The sequence below is a fragment of the Lysinibacillus sp. ACHW1.5 genome (genome assembly GCF_022014815.1).
Lineage (GTDB): Bacteria > Bacillota > Bacilli > Bacillales_A > Planococcaceae > Lysinibacillus > Lysinibacillus capsici.
In genome coordinates, this window is record NZ_CP091777.1 from 2,658,162 (window position 1) to 2,677,361 (window position 19,200).

At 39.0% G+C, this 19,200-nt stretch carries 20 protein-coding genes; 5 read left to right on the forward strand and 15 right to left on the reverse strand.

The genetic code is table 11. The features are described from left to right. Positions 1-243 precede the first annotated feature (243 nt). From ilvD to L6W14_RS13295, 3 genes are all read right to left on the reverse strand, one after another. Positions 244-1,914, reverse strand: a complete 1,671-nt coding sequence (gene ilvD / locus L6W14_RS13285) for a dihydroxy-acid dehydratase (RefSeq protein WP_004231412.1) — start codon at positions 1,912-1,914, stop codon at positions 244-246. Between the two features lie 370 nt (positions 1,915-2,284). Continuing rightward, positions 2,285-3,607, reverse strand: a complete 1,323-nt coding sequence (locus L6W14_RS13290; protein ID WP_131521505.1) for a D-arabinono-1,4-lactone oxidase — start codon at positions 3,605-3,607, stop codon at positions 2,285-2,287. Further along, complete coding sequence (locus L6W14_RS13295; RefSeq protein WP_237898179.1) at positions 3,595-4,770, reverse strand: amino acid deaminase/aldolase; 1,176 nt, start codon at positions 4,768-4,770, stop codon at positions 3,595-3,597. The genes L6W14_RS13290 and L6W14_RS13295 overlap by 13 nt, the downstream gene beginning before the upstream one ends. Before the next feature lie 790 nt (positions 4,771-5,560). Between L6W14_RS13295 and L6W14_RS13300 the strand changes: the two genes are divergently transcribed. Next, positions 5,561-5,818: a GlsB/YeaQ/YmgE family stress response membrane protein gene (locus L6W14_RS13300; RefSeq protein WP_004231402.1), complete on the forward strand. Its 258-nt coding sequence runs from the start codon at positions 5,561-5,563 to the stop codon at positions 5,816-5,818. 38 nt (positions 5,819-5,856) lie between these two features. On the opposite strand, the gene L6W14_RS13305 is transcribed toward L6W14_RS13300, so the two are convergent. Further along, positions 5,857-6,552, reverse strand: coding sequence for a lytic transglycosylase domain-containing protein (locus tag L6W14_RS13305; RefSeq protein ID WP_237898180.1), 696 nt, complete (start codon positions 6,550-6,552; stop codon positions 5,857-5,859). A 204-nt stretch (positions 6,553-6,756) separates the two neighbouring features. Between L6W14_RS13305 and mscL the strand changes: the two genes are divergently transcribed. The 3 genes from mscL (at position 6,757) to L6W14_RS13320 (ending at position 10,141) form a co-directional block, all read left to right on the forward strand. Next, the gene (mscL, locus tag L6W14_RS13310) at positions 6,757-7,146 is read left to right on the forward strand and encodes a large conductance mechanosensitive channel protein MscL (RefSeq protein WP_009370295.1); all 390 of its coding nucleotides are present in this window, start codon (positions 6,757-6,759) and stop codon (positions 7,144-7,146) included. Positions 7,147-7,861: 715 nt separating this feature from the next. After that, positions 7,862-8,977 carry a methionine biosynthesis PLP-dependent protein gene (locus tag L6W14_RS13315; RefSeq protein ID WP_131521508.1) on the forward strand — a complete coding sequence of 372 codons (1,116 nt, stop codon included), beginning with the start codon at positions 7,862-7,864 and terminating at the stop codon, positions 8,975-8,977. Between the two features lie 3 nt (positions 8,978-8,980). Next, complete coding sequence (locus tag L6W14_RS13320) at positions 8,981-10,141, forward strand: aminotransferase class I/II-fold pyridoxal phosphate-dependent enzyme (RefSeq protein WP_131521509.1); 1,161 nt, start codon at positions 8,981-8,983, stop codon at positions 10,139-10,141. A 52-nt stretch (positions 10,142-10,193) separates the two neighbouring features. On the opposite strand, the gene L6W14_RS13325 is transcribed toward L6W14_RS13320, so the two are convergent. Further along, positions 10,194-10,622 carry an NUDIX hydrolase gene (locus L6W14_RS13325; RefSeq protein ID WP_004231389.1) on the reverse strand — a complete coding sequence of 143 codons (429 nt, stop codon included), beginning with the start codon at positions 10,620-10,622 and terminating at the stop codon, positions 10,194-10,196. Between the two features lie 69 nt (positions 10,623-10,691). Between L6W14_RS13325 and L6W14_RS13330 the strand changes: the two genes are divergently transcribed. Next, on the forward strand, positions 10,692-11,183 hold the full coding sequence (locus tag L6W14_RS13330) for a GNAT family N-acetyltransferase (RefSeq protein WP_004231387.1): 492 nt from the start codon (positions 10,692-10,694) through the stop codon (positions 11,181-11,183). 30 nt (positions 11,184-11,213) lie between these two features. Here L6W14_RS13330 and L6W14_RS13335 read toward each other — a convergent pair whose 3' ends face one another. The 10 genes from L6W14_RS13335 to L6W14_RS13380 form a co-directional block, all read right to left on the reverse strand. Further along, complete coding sequence (locus L6W14_RS13335) at positions 11,214-11,552, reverse strand: cupin domain-containing protein (RefSeq protein WP_131521510.1); 339 nt, start codon at positions 11,550-11,552, stop codon at positions 11,214-11,216. A 20-nt stretch (positions 11,553-11,572) separates the two neighbouring features. Then, positions 11,573-12,109 (reverse strand): hypothetical protein, encoded by a 537-nt coding sequence (locus tag L6W14_RS13340; protein WP_131521511.1) that lies wholly within the window; start codon positions 12,107-12,109, stop codon positions 11,573-11,575. A 119-nt stretch (positions 12,110-12,228) separates the two neighbouring features. Next, positions 12,229-12,381, reverse strand: a complete 153-nt coding sequence (locus L6W14_RS13345; RefSeq protein WP_004231380.1) for a YpzG family protein — start codon at positions 12,379-12,381, stop codon at positions 12,229-12,231. Between the two features lie 108 nt (positions 12,382-12,489). Next, positions 12,490-13,662 carry an amidohydrolase gene (locus L6W14_RS13350; protein ID WP_237898181.1) on the reverse strand — a complete coding sequence of 391 codons (1,173 nt, stop codon included), beginning with the start codon at positions 13,660-13,662 and terminating at the stop codon, positions 12,490-12,492. A 17-nt stretch (positions 13,663-13,679) separates the two neighbouring features. Continuing rightward, positions 13,680-14,867, reverse strand: coding sequence for a hypothetical protein (locus L6W14_RS13355; protein ID WP_131521513.1), 1,188 nt, complete (start codon positions 14,865-14,867; stop codon positions 13,680-13,682). Positions 14,868-15,092: 225 nt separating this feature from the next. After that, positions 15,093-15,407: a DUF3784 domain-containing protein gene (locus tag L6W14_RS13360; RefSeq protein ID WP_131521514.1), complete on the reverse strand. Its 315-nt coding sequence runs from the start codon at positions 15,405-15,407 to the stop codon at positions 15,093-15,095. A gap of 11 nt (positions 15,408-15,418) precedes the next feature. Then, complete coding sequence (locus L6W14_RS13365; protein ID WP_237898182.1) at positions 15,419-16,702, reverse strand: alpha/beta hydrolase; 1,284 nt, start codon at positions 16,700-16,702, stop codon at positions 15,419-15,421. A 13-nt stretch (positions 16,703-16,715) separates the two neighbouring features. Further along, complete coding sequence (locus tag L6W14_RS13370; protein ID WP_237898183.1) at positions 16,716-17,795, reverse strand: DUF1648 domain-containing protein; 1,080 nt, start codon at positions 17,793-17,795, stop codon at positions 16,716-16,718. A 7-nt stretch (positions 17,796-17,802) separates the two neighbouring features. Continuing rightward, on the reverse strand, positions 17,803-18,180 hold the full coding sequence (locus tag L6W14_RS13375; RefSeq protein WP_054549216.1) for a GntR family transcriptional regulator: 378 nt from the start codon (positions 18,178-18,180) through the stop codon (positions 17,803-17,805). Between the two features lie 582 nt (positions 18,181-18,762). Continuing rightward, a complete protein-coding gene (locus tag L6W14_RS13380) occupies positions 18,763-19,140 on the reverse strand; it encodes a carboxymuconolactone decarboxylase family protein (protein WP_131521517.1) in 378 nt (125 codons plus the stop codon). Between the last annotated feature and the right edge of the window lie 60 nt (positions 19,141-19,200).

A 19,200-nucleotide genomic window follows, 5' to 3' on the forward strand; every position in this document is an offset into this window, starting at 1 on the left:
ACAGCATTTATGCACCAATGCGAAAGACATCGCATCCAATATAGTGCCATAAAACATTTATTCATTAATAACGAGCACTTTCGACTATGCCCGGAGCTATCTAATGGTGTTAACACGTTTAATAGCCCACTCCGAGGGGATGTCGGATCTAGTTGTATCGCCGGCTTCCAGCACGACCGGCTCTCTGGTAGATACAAGGCTCTAGAACCTTTAACCTCATCAACGTTTTTATTTATCTAGTTGTTAAATTTTCATTACGCCTCCAGTGGAAGCGCTCGTCACTAATTTTGAATATCTTGCTAACCAACCCCGTTTGATTTTTGGCTCAAAGACTGGTAATTTTGCACGACGTTCAGCTAAAACTTCATCTGAAACTTGTAAATTAATCGTACGATTTGGTAGATCAATTTCGATAATATCTCCGTTTTCTACTAAAGCGATTGGACCGCCTTCAGCAGCTTCTGGTGAAATATGGCCAATTGAAATACCACGAGATGCACCTGAGAAACGACCATCTGTAATTAATGCAACCTTTGTACCAAGGCCTCGACCTTGAATGGCAGATGTTGGTGCAAGCATTTCTGGCATCCCTGGGCCACCCTTAGGTCCTTCATAGCGAATGACGACTACATGGCCCTCTTTCACCGTTCCATTATCAATGTTTTCTTGTGCTGCTTCTTGTGAATCAAAAACAATTGCCTCGCCCTTGAATACTTTGATAGAAGGATCAACGGCCCCTACTTTAATAACAGAGCCATCTGGTGCGATGTTACCGAATAAAACGGATAATCCACCTACAGCACTATATGGATTGTCTTTTGTTCGAATGACTTGATCATTCGTGATGTGATAATCTTTGACAAGCTCACCCATTGTAACGCCTGCTACGGTTGGACGGTCTGGATGAATAGCACCTGGAATAGATGTTAATTCATTAATAATGGCACTTACTCCACCCGCTTTATTAATATCATCCATTGAAATATCTGAAGCAGGCATGATTTTTGCTAAATAAGGCACTCTTTCCGCTACTTTATTAATATCTTCAATGTTGTAATCTATTTCGGCTTCATTGGCAATTGCTAATGTATGAAGAACTGTATTTGTGGAGCCCCCCATTGCCATATCAAGAGCAAAAGCATCATCAATTGCCTCTTTTGTAATAATATCGCGAGGTTTAACGTCTTCCTTGACCATGCGAATTAATTGCTTAGCTGCTTCTTTAATCAGCTTGTGACGCTCTTCAGAAGTGGCAACGATTGTACCATTTCCAGGTAAAGCAACACCAAGCATTTCCATTAAGCAGTTCATGGAATTTGCTGTAAACATGCCTGAGCATGAACCACACGTCGGACAAGCATTATTCTCAATATCCAACAGCTCTTCCGCAGACATTTTTCCTGATTTGTGTGCTCCTACACCTTCAAACACAGATGTTAAGGAAAGCTGTTTCCCTGCTGCAGAAGTTCCTGCCTCCATTGGACCACCTGAAACAAAGATAGATGGTACATTCGTACGAACCGCTGCCATAAGCATTCCTGGTGTAATTTTGTCACAGTTTGGAATATAAAATACGCCATCAAACCAATGTGCATTAATAACTGTTTCAGCAGAGTCTGCTATAATTTCACGACTTGGTAAGGAATAACGCATACCAATATGCCCCATTGCAATACCATCATCGACACCAATTGTATTAAATTCGAATGGAATACCACCCGCTTCAATAATAGCTTCTTTCACTACATCAGCGAACGTACGTAAATGAACGTGACCTGGTATTATGTCGATATAAGAGTTACAAACCCCAATAAATGGTTTGCCTAGATCTTTTGCTTTTACTTTGCCTGTTGCATATAAAAGACTTCGATGTGGCGCTCGATCTACGCCTACTTTAATCATGTCACTTCTCATTTTAAACGCCCCTCATTGCTATCCATACTATGTTCGTTTCTATAGACAAAATGTTCTGTCTTTTTAATTTTTGTTTATAGAGTAATAGTCTCTTAGACGATTACCGCTGTAACGAACGTGTTAAATTGTTGTTATCATAGTACGAAAAAAAGGTCTCGTCAACAGTATTTTTTGAATTGTTTAAACAATTCAAAAAATCTGTCAAAATTGAAATCGTTTACATGCTGATTAAGCATCAGTTTTATCTCGTTTTGATAAAAATTTTGACATTTCGTTCAAATTTTAATTTTTCAATAATAAACAACAATAAGTAAATAAATAATTCCCATATATTTGAATAACTTAAATCATCCAACCCTAGAGATAACGCTTACAATAGAAACAATTTTTTTAAGTATCCTGTAAAAAATACTTGTTCAGGATCATATTGGTGTCGAATGCTTAAAAACTTTTCAATCTCTGGATACAACGCATAGACCGTTTGCGCTGTTAAATGATGTTGTTTTCCCCAGTGAGGACGACCTTCATATTTTTGCATCAATGTATGCACCCATTTAAAGTAAGGCTCTTCTGCCATTCCCTTATACATATGAAAGGCTATAAAAGCCGACTCACGCCCTTGTGTTGGACTTAAAAAACCTGCTTCGCCTGCAGTTGTTCGACACTCTAAAGGAAAATGAACATTAAAAGTCCCTTTTTTAAAGGTTGCATGGATTTCCTCCAAACAAGCTTCAAACTGTGATAGTGGGATGGCATATTCACTCTCTTGGAACTTCACGCTACGAGGTGAGGGATAAATTTCATAGCTTATCCCTACTTTTTCACTTTCTACCACATTGGCAGCCGCTATTTTGCTCATGGCACCACTTAAACCTGGTTTCCACTTACAAAGCTCTGACATCGCAAAGAAAGCACCATTTTCTACTATTTGTAGCTTTAACGTTTCTATTTTTTTATTCCATTCACTTTGAAAGACAGGCGCGACCGCGTTCATCCGTTTTACTTGAATTGTTTCACTACCAGGGAAATAAAACCACTCCACATGACGATGTTGACGAATATCCCCCGCAAATAACGAGAGACCATTTGTCAATGTTTCTCTTGCCCCCACATAATGCAAACCATATAGTGGTATGACTTTAATCGTTACTTTGACCAGAACACCTAGCATCCCAAGAGATACATGCAGTGCTTCAGATAAATCATCCATACCTCTCCTATGTTCCTGATAAGTACCCGTACCGTCTACAAATCCCCATGCCTGGACAGCTGACGATAGAGAACCAAGTGTAACCCCTGTACCATGTGTGCCAGTTGACACTGCTCCTGCTATGGTTTGCTCCTGTATATCGCCCATATTGATTAACGCAAAACCGTGTTTCGCTAGCATTGGTCCAATTTCATATAGGTAGGTCCCCGCCCATAATGTTGCCTCCTGCCTTTCCTCATTCACAGCGATTAATCCACGCAGATTATGTAAGGAAATGGCTATATGCTCAGGCATAGCCACAGCGCTAAAAGAATGAGCAGCACCTGTGACACGGATTGTCTTTCCTGATTGACACGCATGCTTCACAATTGCTGAAACTTCATCAATAGAGTGTGGTAAATACATTTCACTCGGATAGGAAATAACATTACCAGCCCAGTTTGTCCACTTTTCACCATTTCGCCATTTTTCTATAGAAAACATTGTCCATCCCCCCTATATGTTGTGTAATGTCCTGCATACTTGTTCCCACGAATAGCATGGAGGACCTGAAAACGCTCACAAAGCTCTCCAGCCTTCGCATGTCGAAAATAAATGGTATCGCCAATATGGACACTCTTCCCTTTGACCTTAATGGGTGTTTGCACTTCCCCTGCGCCTTCTAGGCTAAGATATGCAAAAGTAGTAGGGTCATAGAATACAGGCAAACGATCCATCCCAATGGCTCCAGAAGCCGTGTAGCCTCCCCCATGACAAACAACGATATTTTTTTCCGGCATTCTTGTTACACGTAAGGCAAATCCAGCAGCCTTTTCTAGCTGTAAATGTGTAAATTGATCGAACAATGCAGGTGCATAAAAAGCTGAGCCAACTGTAATTTCCGTTACTTCCTTCTGTTGATTGGTGTACGTCATACTTCCCGATCCTCCACCATTCACAAAGCGCAGGTTGGGAAAATAGGCCTTGATATGGGCGATCGCTAATCGACGAAACTGCGTTACTTGCTTTTTGGCTTGTACTTGCATGGCTTCTATGATTCTACCTTTTAAAGCATTTGCAGGACGATTGCCAACCCCTGCTATTTGTGCCTCATAGCCCATCGCTCCTACCACTTCAATTACAGGGGTATTTTGAATGGTTTGTAAAAAAGGTGTCAACGTTTCAAGAGAAGACAATGACGAACGTTTTGTTCCAAAATACAATACTTTATAATCATTCGAAACATTAAGATCAATGCAAACCTGTACACATACGCCTATCTCTTGTCCTAATTTCGCCAATAGTTGGATATGTTCTGCTCTGTCTACCATAAAGGTAACGATTTTTCCTTCCTTTACAAAATGCAACAATCGACGAATCATTGCTTCCTCCATTACTGGATAGCCAAGCAATAAGTCATCAAACTGCTGCTCCAATAAAAAAAGGGTCTCTGCTGCAGTAAATGTCATAACCCCCACAACATTCACAAGTTTTTTCTGTATATAACGAAGGACCTCAATAGAACGAATCGATTTTGTTGCAATACGAATTTGTTTTCCACCACAAGCATCTTGAACCATTTGTATATTTTTATCTAGTGCATCTAAATCTAACCATGCAAATGGTCTTTCCAAATCACAAAATGCTTGATCCAATCTTGACGTCATTTCATCACTCCCTTGTATAAACTATGTATTTGACATTTAGCAGAACAATTCCTTTTTTCAGTTAATTAAGCATAATAAAACAACCGTGAGCCTGTTTTACAATAAGACTACACGGTTGTTTTAATAGGGGATAAACATTTTATTCACCTTTCTATTAAGTTGATTACGATGCGTATAAGAATTCAGCTGCAAGATTTAGCATCACTAATAAATGCAAACCAGCAATTAAAAATCCTTGACGATTTAAACGTTTCATAACAGCCATATTCATACGACCACGCTCCTTTTCTACATTATAATCCCTTTATACAGAATTTTCAAACTATTAAAAAGTGGAAATTTACCCATTTTTCTTTCTCTACTCTAAAAATTCTCCCCAAAAATAAGGAATTGTACAGGGAATTGACATTCTGTTTCAATAAATAATGTATTTTTTCACGAATGAAATGGCTATTGTAGTAAATAATTTAGTTAAATGGCTGTTTTTTATTGTTACTGGCGTTTCATTCATTTCTGGTACGAATTGAATGCATGAACATACTATAGAAGTAAGCGATAATCGGTGTATGTACAATATAGAAGTAATTGTAGTTAATGTGGACATTTTCACAGTAATTTATGCAGTTGGATTAGCTATAAAGTGAGCACAGCAAAGGAGCTGCATTCATTTGTCTACAGCCTTATTTACAACATGTAATAATTACTAAACAAATCACAGTGTTTAATCTACTCCATTCAGGGTATAACTAAGTAATCGCCATTATATCTTAAATTTAAGGAGATGAAAGTAATGATTAGTTTCATTTGGTATTTAATTATTGGAGGAATTCTTGGATGGTTAGCTGGCGTCATTTTAGGTAAAGATGTACCAGGCGGCATCATCGGGAATATTATTGCAGGGATTGTCGGTTCTTGGATTGGTAGTATGGTTTTAGGGAACTGGGGCTGGAGAGTAAGTGATTTCTATGTGTTCCCAGCACTAATCGGTGCCATCGTGTTGATCTTTATCGTCAGCCTTATTTTAAAAGGTATGCGTAAAGCAACTTAAATATGTAATGAAGAGCCATCCAGTGTGATGGCTCTTTATTATTTTCCATGTAAAAGAACAGCTGCTTGGAGCTCATCGTGAAAATCATCATACAACTGGTAGTAATATAACACATCCTCAACATATTTCTCGCTATGGTTGTATTGATAAACAGCTTTCTTAATATTCCCTGTCGCAGCACCGTATTTAGATAAGTAATTCGCAGCACTAAATACTGCATCCTCTATATCATAAGGATCGGCTATTCCATCCCCATTTGCGTCAACACCATATCCTCCGTATTTAGCAATCTTCTCAGGACTCATTAATTCAGTTTTCGTGATACTTCCTTTACCTAAACCTGAGCATGTAGGATGCTGCCAGCCAACGAATGTACAGGGCATGAATTGCATATGCCCCTCTGCCCCAGCAGATGATACCATTGATTTTACCGTAGAAAACCGTGTTTCAATACGATGATGAGCAGCAAGTAATGTCCAGGGTACACCATATTTTTCTTCTGCAGCTACATAAACGGGAATGTATTGCTCAGGAATTTTCATATCGAAATGCTGTTGAATCTCCTCAATTGCCTTTTGCTGGACAAGCTTTTCGAATATCGGTAATGTTTGAAGCTCTTTCCAAGCAAAAAACGTGAGGACATACACGGTAATTGCAATTGGAATCAATAATGCTATCATACCCAATTTTGTCGCGGGTGATAACATGGGTTTGTTATTCTTTTTCTTTGCCATACGTCACACCTAATCTAGTATTCTTTTTCTATATTACCAAATTTTCCGTCATGTGCAGTATATCTTTTCATTTTGAAAGATTGAAGTCTTCCACATCTATGAAAGTACATCATTTCCACCATGAAAGCAGTTGAAAGGTTTGGTAAAAATATAGTAAAATACAGATTGATTCGTTTATTGGTTATTAATAGGGAGGAATTTATTTTGTGGAAAGACTTTAAAGAATTTGCGATGAAAGGCAATATTGTCGATCTAGCAGTAGCAGTAGTTATTGGTGGTGCTTTCGGTAAAATTGTTACCTCCTTAGTTGAAAATATCATCATGCCATTGGTCGGTGTTTTAACAGGTGGTATTGATTTAACAAAGAGTTTTGTTTTTGGCTCAGGTGAAGCCCAAATCAATTTTGGTGTATTTCTACAATCCATCATTGATTTTTTAATCATAGCATTTGCCATTTTTATGGCCTTACGAATTATGACAAAGCTCACACGTAAAAAAGAAGAAGCAGTCGTGGAAGAACCAGCACCTGAACTCGATGCCAAAGAAGAGCTTCTCAAAGAAATTCGCGACTTGCTAAAAAAAGAACAAGCCTAACATGTTGTTAAAGCATCTGTCTCTCAAAGGAGGCAGATGTTTTTATTTTGCATCCTTTACTTTTTGTGTTCTATCCGCTACTTCAAAACCTATCCCTCACTTTGTCTGTTCTATCCGCCACTTTTCACGTTGTATCCGCTACTTTTCACGTTCTAACCGCTACTTCAAAACCTATCCCTCACTTTGTCTGTTCTATCCGCCACTTTTCACGTTGTATCCACTACTTTTCACGTTCTAACCGCTACTTCAAAACCTATCCCTCACTTTGTCTGTTCTATCCGCCACTTTTCACGTTGTATCCACTACTTTTCATGTTCTAACTGCTACTTCAAACCTATCCCTCACTTTGTCTGTTCTATCCGCCACTTTTCACGTTGTATCCACCACTTTTTACGTTCTATCCGCTACTTCAAAACCTATCCCTCACTTTGTCTGTTCTATCCGCCACTTTTCGCGTTGTATCCACTACTTTTCACGTTCTAACCGCTACTTTCTATCTTCTATTCGCTAACTTAGAAACTATTTATTTCGCATAAAGCCACAGTTAATCTCCTACTATTCCTAGGTGATTAACTATAAATAATCTAGCTAATTTTCAGAAATCACCTTGTTCTTCTTTAGTATCCATGTTAAATTGGTAACAATTATTGAGAATACTATTAAATTGAAAGCGAAAGCTGTTGCTTTTAATAATATTGAAGAAAAGAGTGACGTCATGACATTAAACAGAAGTATAGAAACAAAGCTTGTACAACTTGGTAATTTAAGTGACCCAGCAACAGGAGCTGTGAGCCCACCCATTCACTTATCGACTGCTTATAAACATACTGGGATTGGTGAATCTACTGGTTTTGACTATACACGTACAAAAAATCCAACACGTGCTCTTTTAGAAGCAGGAATTGCTGATTTAGAGGGTGGCGATATGGGCTTTGCCTGTAGTTCCGGGATGGCTGCCATTCAATTGGTGTTATCCCTATTTAAACCAGGCGATGAATTAGTCGTGCCAGATGATTTATATGGTGGTACATATAGACTATTTAACTTCTTCCAAGATACTTATAATATTAAGCCTGTTTATTCAAAATTTGAATCGGTTGAACAGGTGGAAGCATTGATGAATGAAAATACCCGTGCAATATTTATTGAAACACCAACAAATCCACTTATGCAGGAGTTTGATTTACAAGTGTATGCGGAGTTAGCACATAAGCATGGGGCATGGCTAATTGTGGATAATACATTTTATACGCCATACTTCCAACGCCCTATTGAATTAGGCGCAGATATTGTGCTTCATTCTGCAACGAAGTATATTGGTGGTCATAATGATGTTTTAGCTGGGCTAGTGGTTGCTAAAGGCACAGAATTAGCCGAACGCATTGGCTTTATTCATAATGGTAGTGGTATGGTGCTAGGAGCTATGGATTCATGGTTACTTATTCGTGGTCTAAAAACAATGCATCTACGCTTAAAGCAACATGATGCCAATGCGAAGGCAATTGCTGCTTACTTAGAGGAAGAAGAGTTAGTGACCGATGTCCTTTATACTGGAAAAGGTGGCATGCTGTCATTCCGCTTGCAAAAGCCTGAGTGGATTGACCCATTCCTTCGTAACTTAAAGTTAATTACTTTTGCTGAAAGTCTTGGCGGTGTCGAAAGCTTTATTACGTATCCTGCTACACAAACACATGCAGATATGCCTTATGAAGAGCGTGTGGAGCGTGGCGTTTGTGATCGTTTATTACGCTTCTCTGTTGGCATTGAGGAAGCAGAAGATTTAATGGCAGACTTACGACAAGTGTTTGATATCCTTAGAAAAGAGGCGTAATTGATGAAGCACCGTATTGAAACAAGCCTCATTCACGCAGGTGTTCGTGATGGCTATAGTAATAAAAAAGGGGCTGTTAACGTCCCGATGTATCTGTCGTCTACTTTCCATCAAGAAAGTATAGATGAATTTGGAGAATATGATTATGCTCGTTCAGGCAACCCTACAAGAGATGCGTTAGAAAAAGCTGTAGCAGAGCTTGAGGGTGGCGTTCGTGCCCATGCATTTTCATCTGGTATCGCTGCCGTATCAGCAGCATTAATGCTGTTATCGCAGGGAGATCATATCGTCATGACTGAGGATGTTTATGGTGGAACCTATCGTTTTGTAACAAAGGTGTTGCCGCGCTTTGGGATTTCCCATACATTTGTAGATTTTACGGATCTAGCAGCTGTAGAAGCAGCAATCACGCCAGCTACAAAACTACTTTATATGGAAACACCATCAAATCCAACGTTAGGCATTACAGATATTCGTGGTGTAGTGGCGCTTGCTAAGCAACACCACTGCCTCACATTCTTGGATAATACTTTTATGACACCGTTACACCAACGCCCACTAGAACTTGGTGTAGATGTCGTCATTCATAGTGCAACGAAGTTTTTATCTGGACATTCTGATATTATTGCTGGCTTAACGGTTACTGCCGATGAAAAGCTAGGTCAGGATCTCTACTTTATCCAAAATTCATTCGGTAATATTTTAGGTGTACAGGATTCATTCACACTACTACAAAACATCAAAACAACAGATGTACGTTTTAGTCGTTCTGCTGAATCTGCACAAAAAATTGCTGTGTATTTGGCTAGCAATCCACTAGTTGAGCAGGTCTACTATCCAGGGCTTGCTTCACACCCTGGCTACGCTATTCATCAACGTCAAAGCACAAGTCCTGGGGCCGTTTTATCCTTCCGACTACCAAGCTATACAGCTGCAAAGGCATTGGTTGAGGCGATGACAATTCCAGTATTTGCGGTCTCTCTTGGAGGAGTAGAATCTATCCTTTCTTACCCTGCAAAAATGAGTCATGCTGCTATGGAGCCTGAAGAGCGTGCTAAACGAGGCATCACAGATGGTCTTCTACGTTTTTCTGTAGGACTTGAGCATGTTGATGATTTAATTGCTGATTTTGCACAAGCCCTAGAGATTGCTGCCAAGGCTTAATTGAATCAACATAAAAACCGCGTCCAATTGACGCGGTTTTATTATGATAGGTTCAATTTCTCACCTTTGCTAACAATCGGTATAAATAATCGCCATGCCCCTTTGCTAGCAGGGCATCTTGCTCAGCTGAAATCCAATAGAATGAAAAGATTAAATCCCCTTCGTTTAAGCCTGTTGGATGATGTTGCCATGCATCCCGTGTTTCATCGGATGTTAAATGATAAAAATACCGTTTCTGTAAAACACCTGATGGATGGTTAAAATAATCCTGTGCTATTAGCGCTTGAACGACAAGTGTGGTTAGACCTGTTTCTTCTAGCATTTCACGTTTCACAGCATCTAAAGGTGTTTCCCCTTCCTCAACCGTACCTTTGGGCACCTGGATACCTGCCCCAACTGAATTCTGTTCAAATACGAGTACCTGTAATTGATCCTCATGCGTTCTCGTGATATAGCCAAAAGCTTTTTCAATTACTTGCATGAAAGTGACCCCCTTTGAATGATTGAATGTTACAATAAAGAGAAAAATTGGAATAGCAGGTGAAAAGTGTTGACACTTATTATACGACAGATGCAAGAAAATGACATTACTTTTGTACAAGAAATTGCTAGAATAAGCTGGCATCATACATACGAAGGAATCATTCCACGTGACATTCAAGATCGTTTTTTACAACTAGCTTATAGTCGAGAACGATTAATCGAACGTCTTATCAATAGTCCGTTTCTCGTTGCAATTTTTGATGAATGGCTAGTAGGCTTTGCTAATTTTTCAAATGTAACACAAGGTGAGGCGGAGCTACATGCGATTTATTTACATCCTGATATGCATGGTAAGGGCGTGGGTACTGCACTTTTACAGGAAGGACTACGCATGCTCCCAAATCTATCGTCTTTATTTGTTTGTGTAGAGAAAGAAAATAAACTTGGTATGCATTTTTATCAAGCAAAGGGATTTGTAGCAATAGAAGAATTTGATGAACAATTTGATGGCCATCTACTTAAAACAGTTAAATTGGTTAAACAATATGAAAAAGTGTAACGGTTCTTGCAACTACCGTTACACTTTTATTTATGTAAGATTTATCTGCTCCGCTTGGAAAACAAGTGCTGTTAAGCCCGTTATACTACCAGATTCATGTGCCTGTCCTTGATGCCATAGTACTCCCTGTCCTGTTTTTATCGTGATTTTTTCACCATCTTCACCACTAATCCATCCCTCTCCATTAATAACGATAAATAGCTGTGGAATGGGGGCGTCATGCAAACCAACCACACCGCCTGGCTCAATATAGATGAAACCAATCATCGTAGGTACTTCCGTTTTCGTGATTTTTCTATAAAATGTATCGATGGATTGGTATTGATGAATTGGATTTGCTAAATCTTGTGTAAATTGTATGAGTTGCATTTCGCGAAAATCCCTTCCTATTAGGCTAGTTCTTCTTCAGCAAATGCTAAAAGTGTTCCATCTTCTTTTTTAAAATAAAAAGCAAATGCATCATAGCCATTTCTTTTAATCGTTTCCCAGTTAGTGGTTTCTCCATTTATAAGTTGAACATTTTCTTGTTCATCTACCTCATATTCGTCTATTTCTTCGTCATAGTCGATGTTATAGAAAAATGATAATACGACTTTTGTTTCGGGTAAATTATATTTTTCTAGTGGACGGTTGTCACGGTGATTCTCTGTATACGCCTCACAAAATAGCGCATTATAACCATGTAGCGTCGCATCAAAGAGCAAAATTTCCTCCGCGGATAAAGGATCTTTAGCAACGATTCTAGCGGTTGAGCCTGTAATATAAGGCATTTCCTCCCCTTCAATCATTAGCAAATCACCGTAATACCAAATTTCAAATTGTTCATTGCCTGCACTAGAATGAAGCTGAAACTGGGATTCAACGTCATCTATAATTTGGACGTTTCCTGCAAATTGCTGTAGATAAATGGGAATAGGATTAATCATAGCTTTCCCCTCCTTTTCTGTTAGAAATTACTTCCTTACAATATAATACATCTTTCTTAGTCATAAAGAAAAACCCAGAATTTTTTCTGGGCTTGATGACACTTACTTTTCTAGCATGATTAAAACTGACGGGCCTTTGCTTCACTTCGCAAGAGACGGTTATGGAGAGTAATCTCCGTTTCACCATTTACTTGCGATTTTGATCGCTTAATCCTTGACCAGTTGCGGTGGATTTTTTGAGATTTGGGGTCTAGTTGTTCGAACCTACTCATTTTTCATCCTCCTCATCATTATAGATTTCATAAGTGAAATCTTCTTTATTATGACCAGTTAAGGTGAATTTATACTAATTTCATAAGAAGCTTATTTACTTCACTTTATTAGTTTTCGCTTAACCAAGTTAACGCATATTGTACATATAATTCGGCTCCAACGCGCAAACCATCTTCATCGATAGTAAAATGGCCGTTATGATGTGCCCAGCGTGTATCCTTTTCTGTATTGCCTGAGCCTACTAGAGCAAAACAGCCAGGTACTTCATCTAAGTAAAAGCTAAAGTCTTCTCCACCCATTGTCGGATCATCAATATGATAAGCATCCGCGCCAAAATGTTCAGCTGCAAGGCGCTCGACTAAGCTGGCACTCGCCACATCATTGTTGACGGCTTGTGTACCATATTCATAAACGACCTCTGCTGTGCCACCATAAAGTGAGGCAATCTGGTCAGCATAATGACGAATTTGCGTTTCGATATGTGAACGAACCTCTTTATCAAAACAACGCACAGTCCCTTCTAAAATGGCATCTTCTGCAATTACATTAAAGCGTGTGCCAACCTCCATTTTTCCAATTGTAAGAACGGCAGGTTGAAGTGGATTGACTGTACGTGCCACAACTGTTTGGACATTCAAAGCAAACGTTGAAGCAATCATCACGGCATCAATGGCATCATGTGGTACTGCGGCATGACCGCCCTGCCCTTTAAAGCGCACTTTGAAAATATCAGCAGAGGCAAAGGCAGGACCTTTATTACACTGAATTTTCCCTGTGTCAATTTGTGACCAAATATGAATACCAAAGACGTTATCTACACCTTTCATTGCTCCTTGCTCTACCATCGCTTTTGCGCCTGTAGCTACTTCTTCCGCTGGCTGGAAAATAAAACGAACTGTTCCCTCAATTTCTTCTTGTACCGTATGTAATGTCTTAGCTGCAATCAGCAACATGGCTGTATGCGCATCATGACCACAGGCATGCATCTTACCATCCGTTTTAGAGCGATACGGAATATCTTCTCGTATTTCATAAACTGACAATGCATCCATATCTGCACGTAAGGCAACGGTTTTTCCTTCCTTGCCCCCTTTTAACTCCGCAATAATGCCTGTTGGCTCTGTTCGTCTATATGGAATACCAAGGTTCTCTAAATATGCTGCTACATAATTCGTTGTTTCATATTCTTCCCAAGAAAGCTCTGGCTCACTGTGCAATTTTTGACGAATTGCCACAAGCTCACTATTTAATTCCGCAATAATTTCTTTCATTTTATTCATGCTGACTCTCTCCTTCTTTATAGCCAATTGACAAAAATACCCGCTAAAATCACAGATGTTATCGTTACACTAATGAAACCTCCCACAAGCATCGGTGGTAACATATGACTTAACAGCATTTCTCGTTCTTTTTGATCGGCTGTGGACGATTTCACTACTTCATTCGTTAAAATATAATCTGCGGGGAACCCATAGAGCGCTGTTAAGGATACAGCAAACGCTAAATTCGGGCTGACCTTTAAAACTTTCCCTGCGATGAAAGAGAAAATATACATACCAATAACTGCTAAGACAATAGACACTACTAATGGCACAATAATACGCATCAGCATTTCAGGGGAAGCCTGTTTTAAGCCATCAAATATAAAGAGCATTAACCCCATAATGGCAAAACCGAAGCCATTTGCTTTTTGCAATGGTTGTCTTTCTAAAAAACCAAATGTCGATGCAAGGACACCAAACACTAGGCATAGCACTAACGCATTGACTGTCACAACAGGTGCTAATGCTGTAGATGTACCATACGCTAATAATCCAACAAGCGCTAAACGGAAAAATTTAAAGTATTCTGTATTGTACTTGGGAGGAATTTTCCTAAATAATTTTGGTTGCTCAGATGCCTGTTCAACATCTTCCTCTACCTGTGTTACCGATTGTATATTCCCTTGCTGGTGTTCTTTTAATAAACGTTTTGCTTCACGCTTCAATACAATGGACGTGATGGGATATCCTGCAAAACCTTGAATGACATAAATTACAATGGCAAAGACGGCTAAATCCTCTAAGCCAGCTGCAGAAGCGCCTTCTGACATCACTAGCGCTGCCACAACACCACCGACTAATGGTGGAACTGCAACAATCATCGTTTTTAAATCAAATAGCAAGGCACCAATTGTAAATAATATGGCGATGATGCCTACAATACCTGCTAAAGAAATAACGATGGCTTTCCACTGGTTTTTCAATTCCTTAAGGGACAGAAGTGTACCCATATTCGTAATTAATAAATACATTAACATCGTGGCAACGACTGGACCAATCCCGGCAATACTAACAATATCTTTCGGGAAGAATGTCCAATAGCCAATTAAAAATAATACCGCACAGACGAACACAGATGGAATCCACGCCTTCGTTCTTGTTGCTACGATATCTCCGATGTAAAGAATAGCAAGTACTATCGTCAGTGCTAACATTTGCGACATATCAAAGAATTCTCCTAACTTAGTAATTTTTTAATGTCATCTATAATAATACTAATTATTCTTAAAATTCTATTTTTACAGAAAAGAAGAAAAACAGCGCGTGAACGAGCATATTCGCGACACTAAAATTACGGTTTTCCAAATATTTAGATTTTAAAGAATTTTCATAAAGCGCTTACAAAAAAAATAGAACCATTATAAAATGGTTCTACTTTCTCTTACATGCTATTTTTTGAAACGATTACCTGTGTTCGCATAGATCAATAAAAATATCGTAAGGGCAACAAAAAGTACAAGACCTACATGAAATAACCATTGTGTATGGAAAAATTCGTTTAGTATCCATAAAAGGACACAAAAACAGTAGCCATACATCATTTTTCCCATAAATCTTGCCAGTGCCTTTTCATCATATTGTTCTTTATTTTCCTGTGCCATCGTATGAAAGCCTTCAAGTAGAAAAGCTCCTTTACCTTGCGATAGAACAATGGCGAAGATGAGAAACGGCAGCATGATTATTAAATAGACAAGTACTCCCAAGGTTAATTATCCTACTTTTCATTTTTAATAAATTGCTCAATTGCTGGTAGTAATTCTTCATGCAGTGGCAGCGAAGGGTCTGCATAGGTTGCTAAGTTTTTGGCGCGATCTGCCGGTGCCTTTTTCAATACGTGATTCATACCCGCTAGATAAAGTAATTTTGAGTCTTGTTTGCCTTTCTTCAATGCCTCAGCATCGGCTTCCTTCACTTGTAAATCCGTTGTTCCTTGGACTAACAATACACGGCTTTTTACTTTTGCAAGCTCATTAGCAGGTTGATATTTTAGCAAGGAAATTAGAAAAGGCTGTACAGATGGACGGAAAAGGGCCTGTAGCTCTGGCGAAATATTTTTCACTTGCTCCCCTTGCTTTAAAGCTGTCAAAATATTCGTGGATTCATTAAAAAGCTTTGGTGCTAATTGACCTTTTAATTGCTCTAAAAGCACTTCATCTAACGATCTACCTGCACCAGCTAAGGAGACAAAGGATGCTACGCCTGTCTTTTGAGCCGCGAGCAAACCAATGAGTGAGCCTTCGCTATGGCCAATTATATGGACACTTGTGTAGGCTTTATCAGCCATCAATGTTTGGATAATTTGTACAGCATCATCCACGTATTGGTCAAACGTTCCATCCCCTTCCTTTGTTAAGAGCGCTTGATTGTCACCAAGTCCTCGCTTATCATAACGCACCGTCGCAATGCCCTGTTGTGCTAAACCTTCGGCCAACATTTTCAAGCTATTATTTTTTCCAGCCAAAGCGGAATTACCATCTTTATCAGTTGGCCCCGATCCTGCTATTATCAGTGCCACTGGTGATGGAGATGGGGAAGCCTTTTGTACAGCTACCGTTAAGTTGCCGTTTTGAACGGGAATTTTTAATGTGTCATAGGTAACAGGTTGCTCTTTATAAGCCTTTAGTATTAAAGGAAATTTCCCACCATTTTGTTGAAATGTAGCCTCTATTTGTTCATTTTTGATTGTGCCATTAATGGCAATAGCAGAGCCGTTTAAATTTATGGACACTTTTACTTTATCACCTGTATACGTCACACTTTGAAACGGAAAATTAGATAAGCCCTGTGCTGGCACGGATAATGTACCACTTTCCTTCTTTAAATCAATAATAATCGGTAATGGTCCGTTTGGCGTTTCAATATTCCCTTCCCATTTTCCAATAAACTGTTCATTCATTGCATTTGTCCCCTTTGTTCCTTGATGTTGAGCAGTGACCTCTTTTTGCCCACAGGCAGCTAAAAGTAAAATTGTACAGCAAATCAATAACCATTTTTTCATCTAATCTTCCTTTCTATATGAAAATCACCAATAAAATTGGCAGTAACGTAATCACTATTAAGATGTAACACCATTTGTTCGCGAAATTAACAGTCCAACCAATCCCGAACTTTTTAGGCACTAATAGGGATGGATCATTTTTATTGCAATAAAAAATACCCCATTTCCAGTATTGATCATCTGTGGCAGCTGTTTCATTTGTATGTACCTCATCAAAACGTTCATTACTTTTACTGAGCTTCCAAATGAACACTAGTAAACCACCCAACGTAACGACATTAAAGACAAGAAAAAGTGGGAAGAAGTAGGGAGCTGTTTGGTCTTGTAAAATAACAGTTGTATAGTGTAAAACAACAAATAGAATTGTCATACTAAAATTAATAGCTGCCAGGTACCAGCTTCCGTATTTACGCTGAGTTAACTCCCGATGAATGGATGCTTCTTTGGCCTGTGCACTTAATTGAATTTTGGCACTTTTCATGCCTTGACTCATCATGAAAAAACTAATTTGTATTGCCAATAATATAAGTGGCATACTGATGACTGAGAGCCGCGATTTTTGAGTCCAACCATCGACCTCCCCTCCCCCATTCCAATGTATCGCGAAAACCTCAGGGATTGACTCATAGTTCATGTACGTAAAAGCGATTAATGCAAGTGTGATGATAATGGGTACACTAAAAAATATAGGTGATAATGTTTCCTCTTTCTGACGGATAGACAAATCTGTCACATATATTGTTTTTATTTGTGCCTCCCACTGCTCCTGCACCTTTAATTTTTTCGTTTTAGCATGATAACTCATGTAAAGACCTGATGATAAAAGGAGCATGACATACAAAAGGATAAAGGAAATTAAAGATACCTTCTCCTCTTGTATAGGTGAAAGATAGAGAGCGATTTGACCTACTAGGAATAAGCCAGCAATCCCTGCGATGATTTGGCTATAATGCTTCTTCCACAGCTTTAATTGTGGATGTTTGACATATGGTTCGGGTATGGAAACACCAAAAACAAGTGTTTTTCTTGTTAAATGTGGTGTCATCATTTCCATAATTCCGACAATGATAAAGATGCCTACAATTATAAGCATACTACCCCTACTTCCATTGTTTTAAAATTCGCTGGAACAAACTTGTCATTTGCTCTTTCTCGAGGCCACGCGCAAAAGCCTCCGCCATGATAGGCTTCAAGGCATTTTCGACTTTTTCAACCTCCGTTTCTTCCAGCGCTCTCTTTTGACCACCAATAATGACCGCTTTTGCTTTCGGCTTCAATTCAATTAAGCCCTTCTCTTCAAGCTCATGATAACTTTTACTGACCGTGCTAACATTGATGCCTAGATCTGTAGCCATCGAACGTACAGACGGTAAAGTATCACCATTTTTCAGCTCACCTTGCGCAATGCATTCTATTATTTGATTGGCCAATTGTTTATATAGCTGCAATTCACTGTTTGGATCTAATTGTATTTGCATAATAACCCTCCAATCTGTATTGCTTGTAACCAAACAGAAATCTGTTATGTATAGAGTAATACAGATTTTCTTTAATGTCAAATGAAGGAATTTTTTATGGTGTTGAGTAGAGGTTTTTTCACAATAAGGGCGGGAGCCTTCCCTTAGTAGTGCTTTGAACTTCATTAGAGCGGGTTCTCCTCCCCTAGGAGCACTTTGAACTCCATTTAGAGCGGATACCCCTTCCTTAGGAGCGCTTTGAATTTCATTTAGAGCGGATATCTTGAGTACTTTAGACCCCAAATAAGAAACAAAAAGGACCCAGAATAATTCTGGATCCATGGACACTTATTGCTTCTATTTGATTTTTAACTGGTATGGTTTACACTTCTTCTTAATCTATAGCAAAACAGAATAGTCTGTTTCACCTTTAGGCTTAAGATTTATGAAGCTTCAACCTTCAACAGTTGTGGCGGACTTTCCTGAGATTCTTGGTCTTTGGGTGTTTGACTATTACTACTCATTCTGCATCCTCCCCATCAGATTAGATTAATAAGTGGTTCCTCTCTTATTATGAGCCTTCTTCTATTTTTTATACATGCTTTAGCTTTTTTCTGCAAAGACTTGTTGGGCTATCGTTAAAGCATTTTGCACTCTTGGAAAACCGATGTAGGGTGCTAATTGTAAAAGTGCCTCGACCACTTCTGTCTGTGTCAAGCCTGCATGTAATCCACGCTGAATATGCGTTTTGGTTTGTGGTGCAGCACCTTGTGTAACTACCGCTGTTATCACGACGAGTGCTCGACTCTTTGCATCCAGCCCAGGCCGTGCATAGACATCACCGTAAGCAAATTCAATAATCATTTTGCGTAAATCGGGTGCTATATCGGCTAATGCATCGGATTCAATCATCTGTGCTGCTTCTTCTTCTGTCACATATTGTTTAATTGTTTCGAGCCCCTTTGTAAAACGTTCATTCATTTCTTCATCCCTCCTACATTTACTTATACAAAAACCCCAATTCCGCGTCTCCAGAATTGG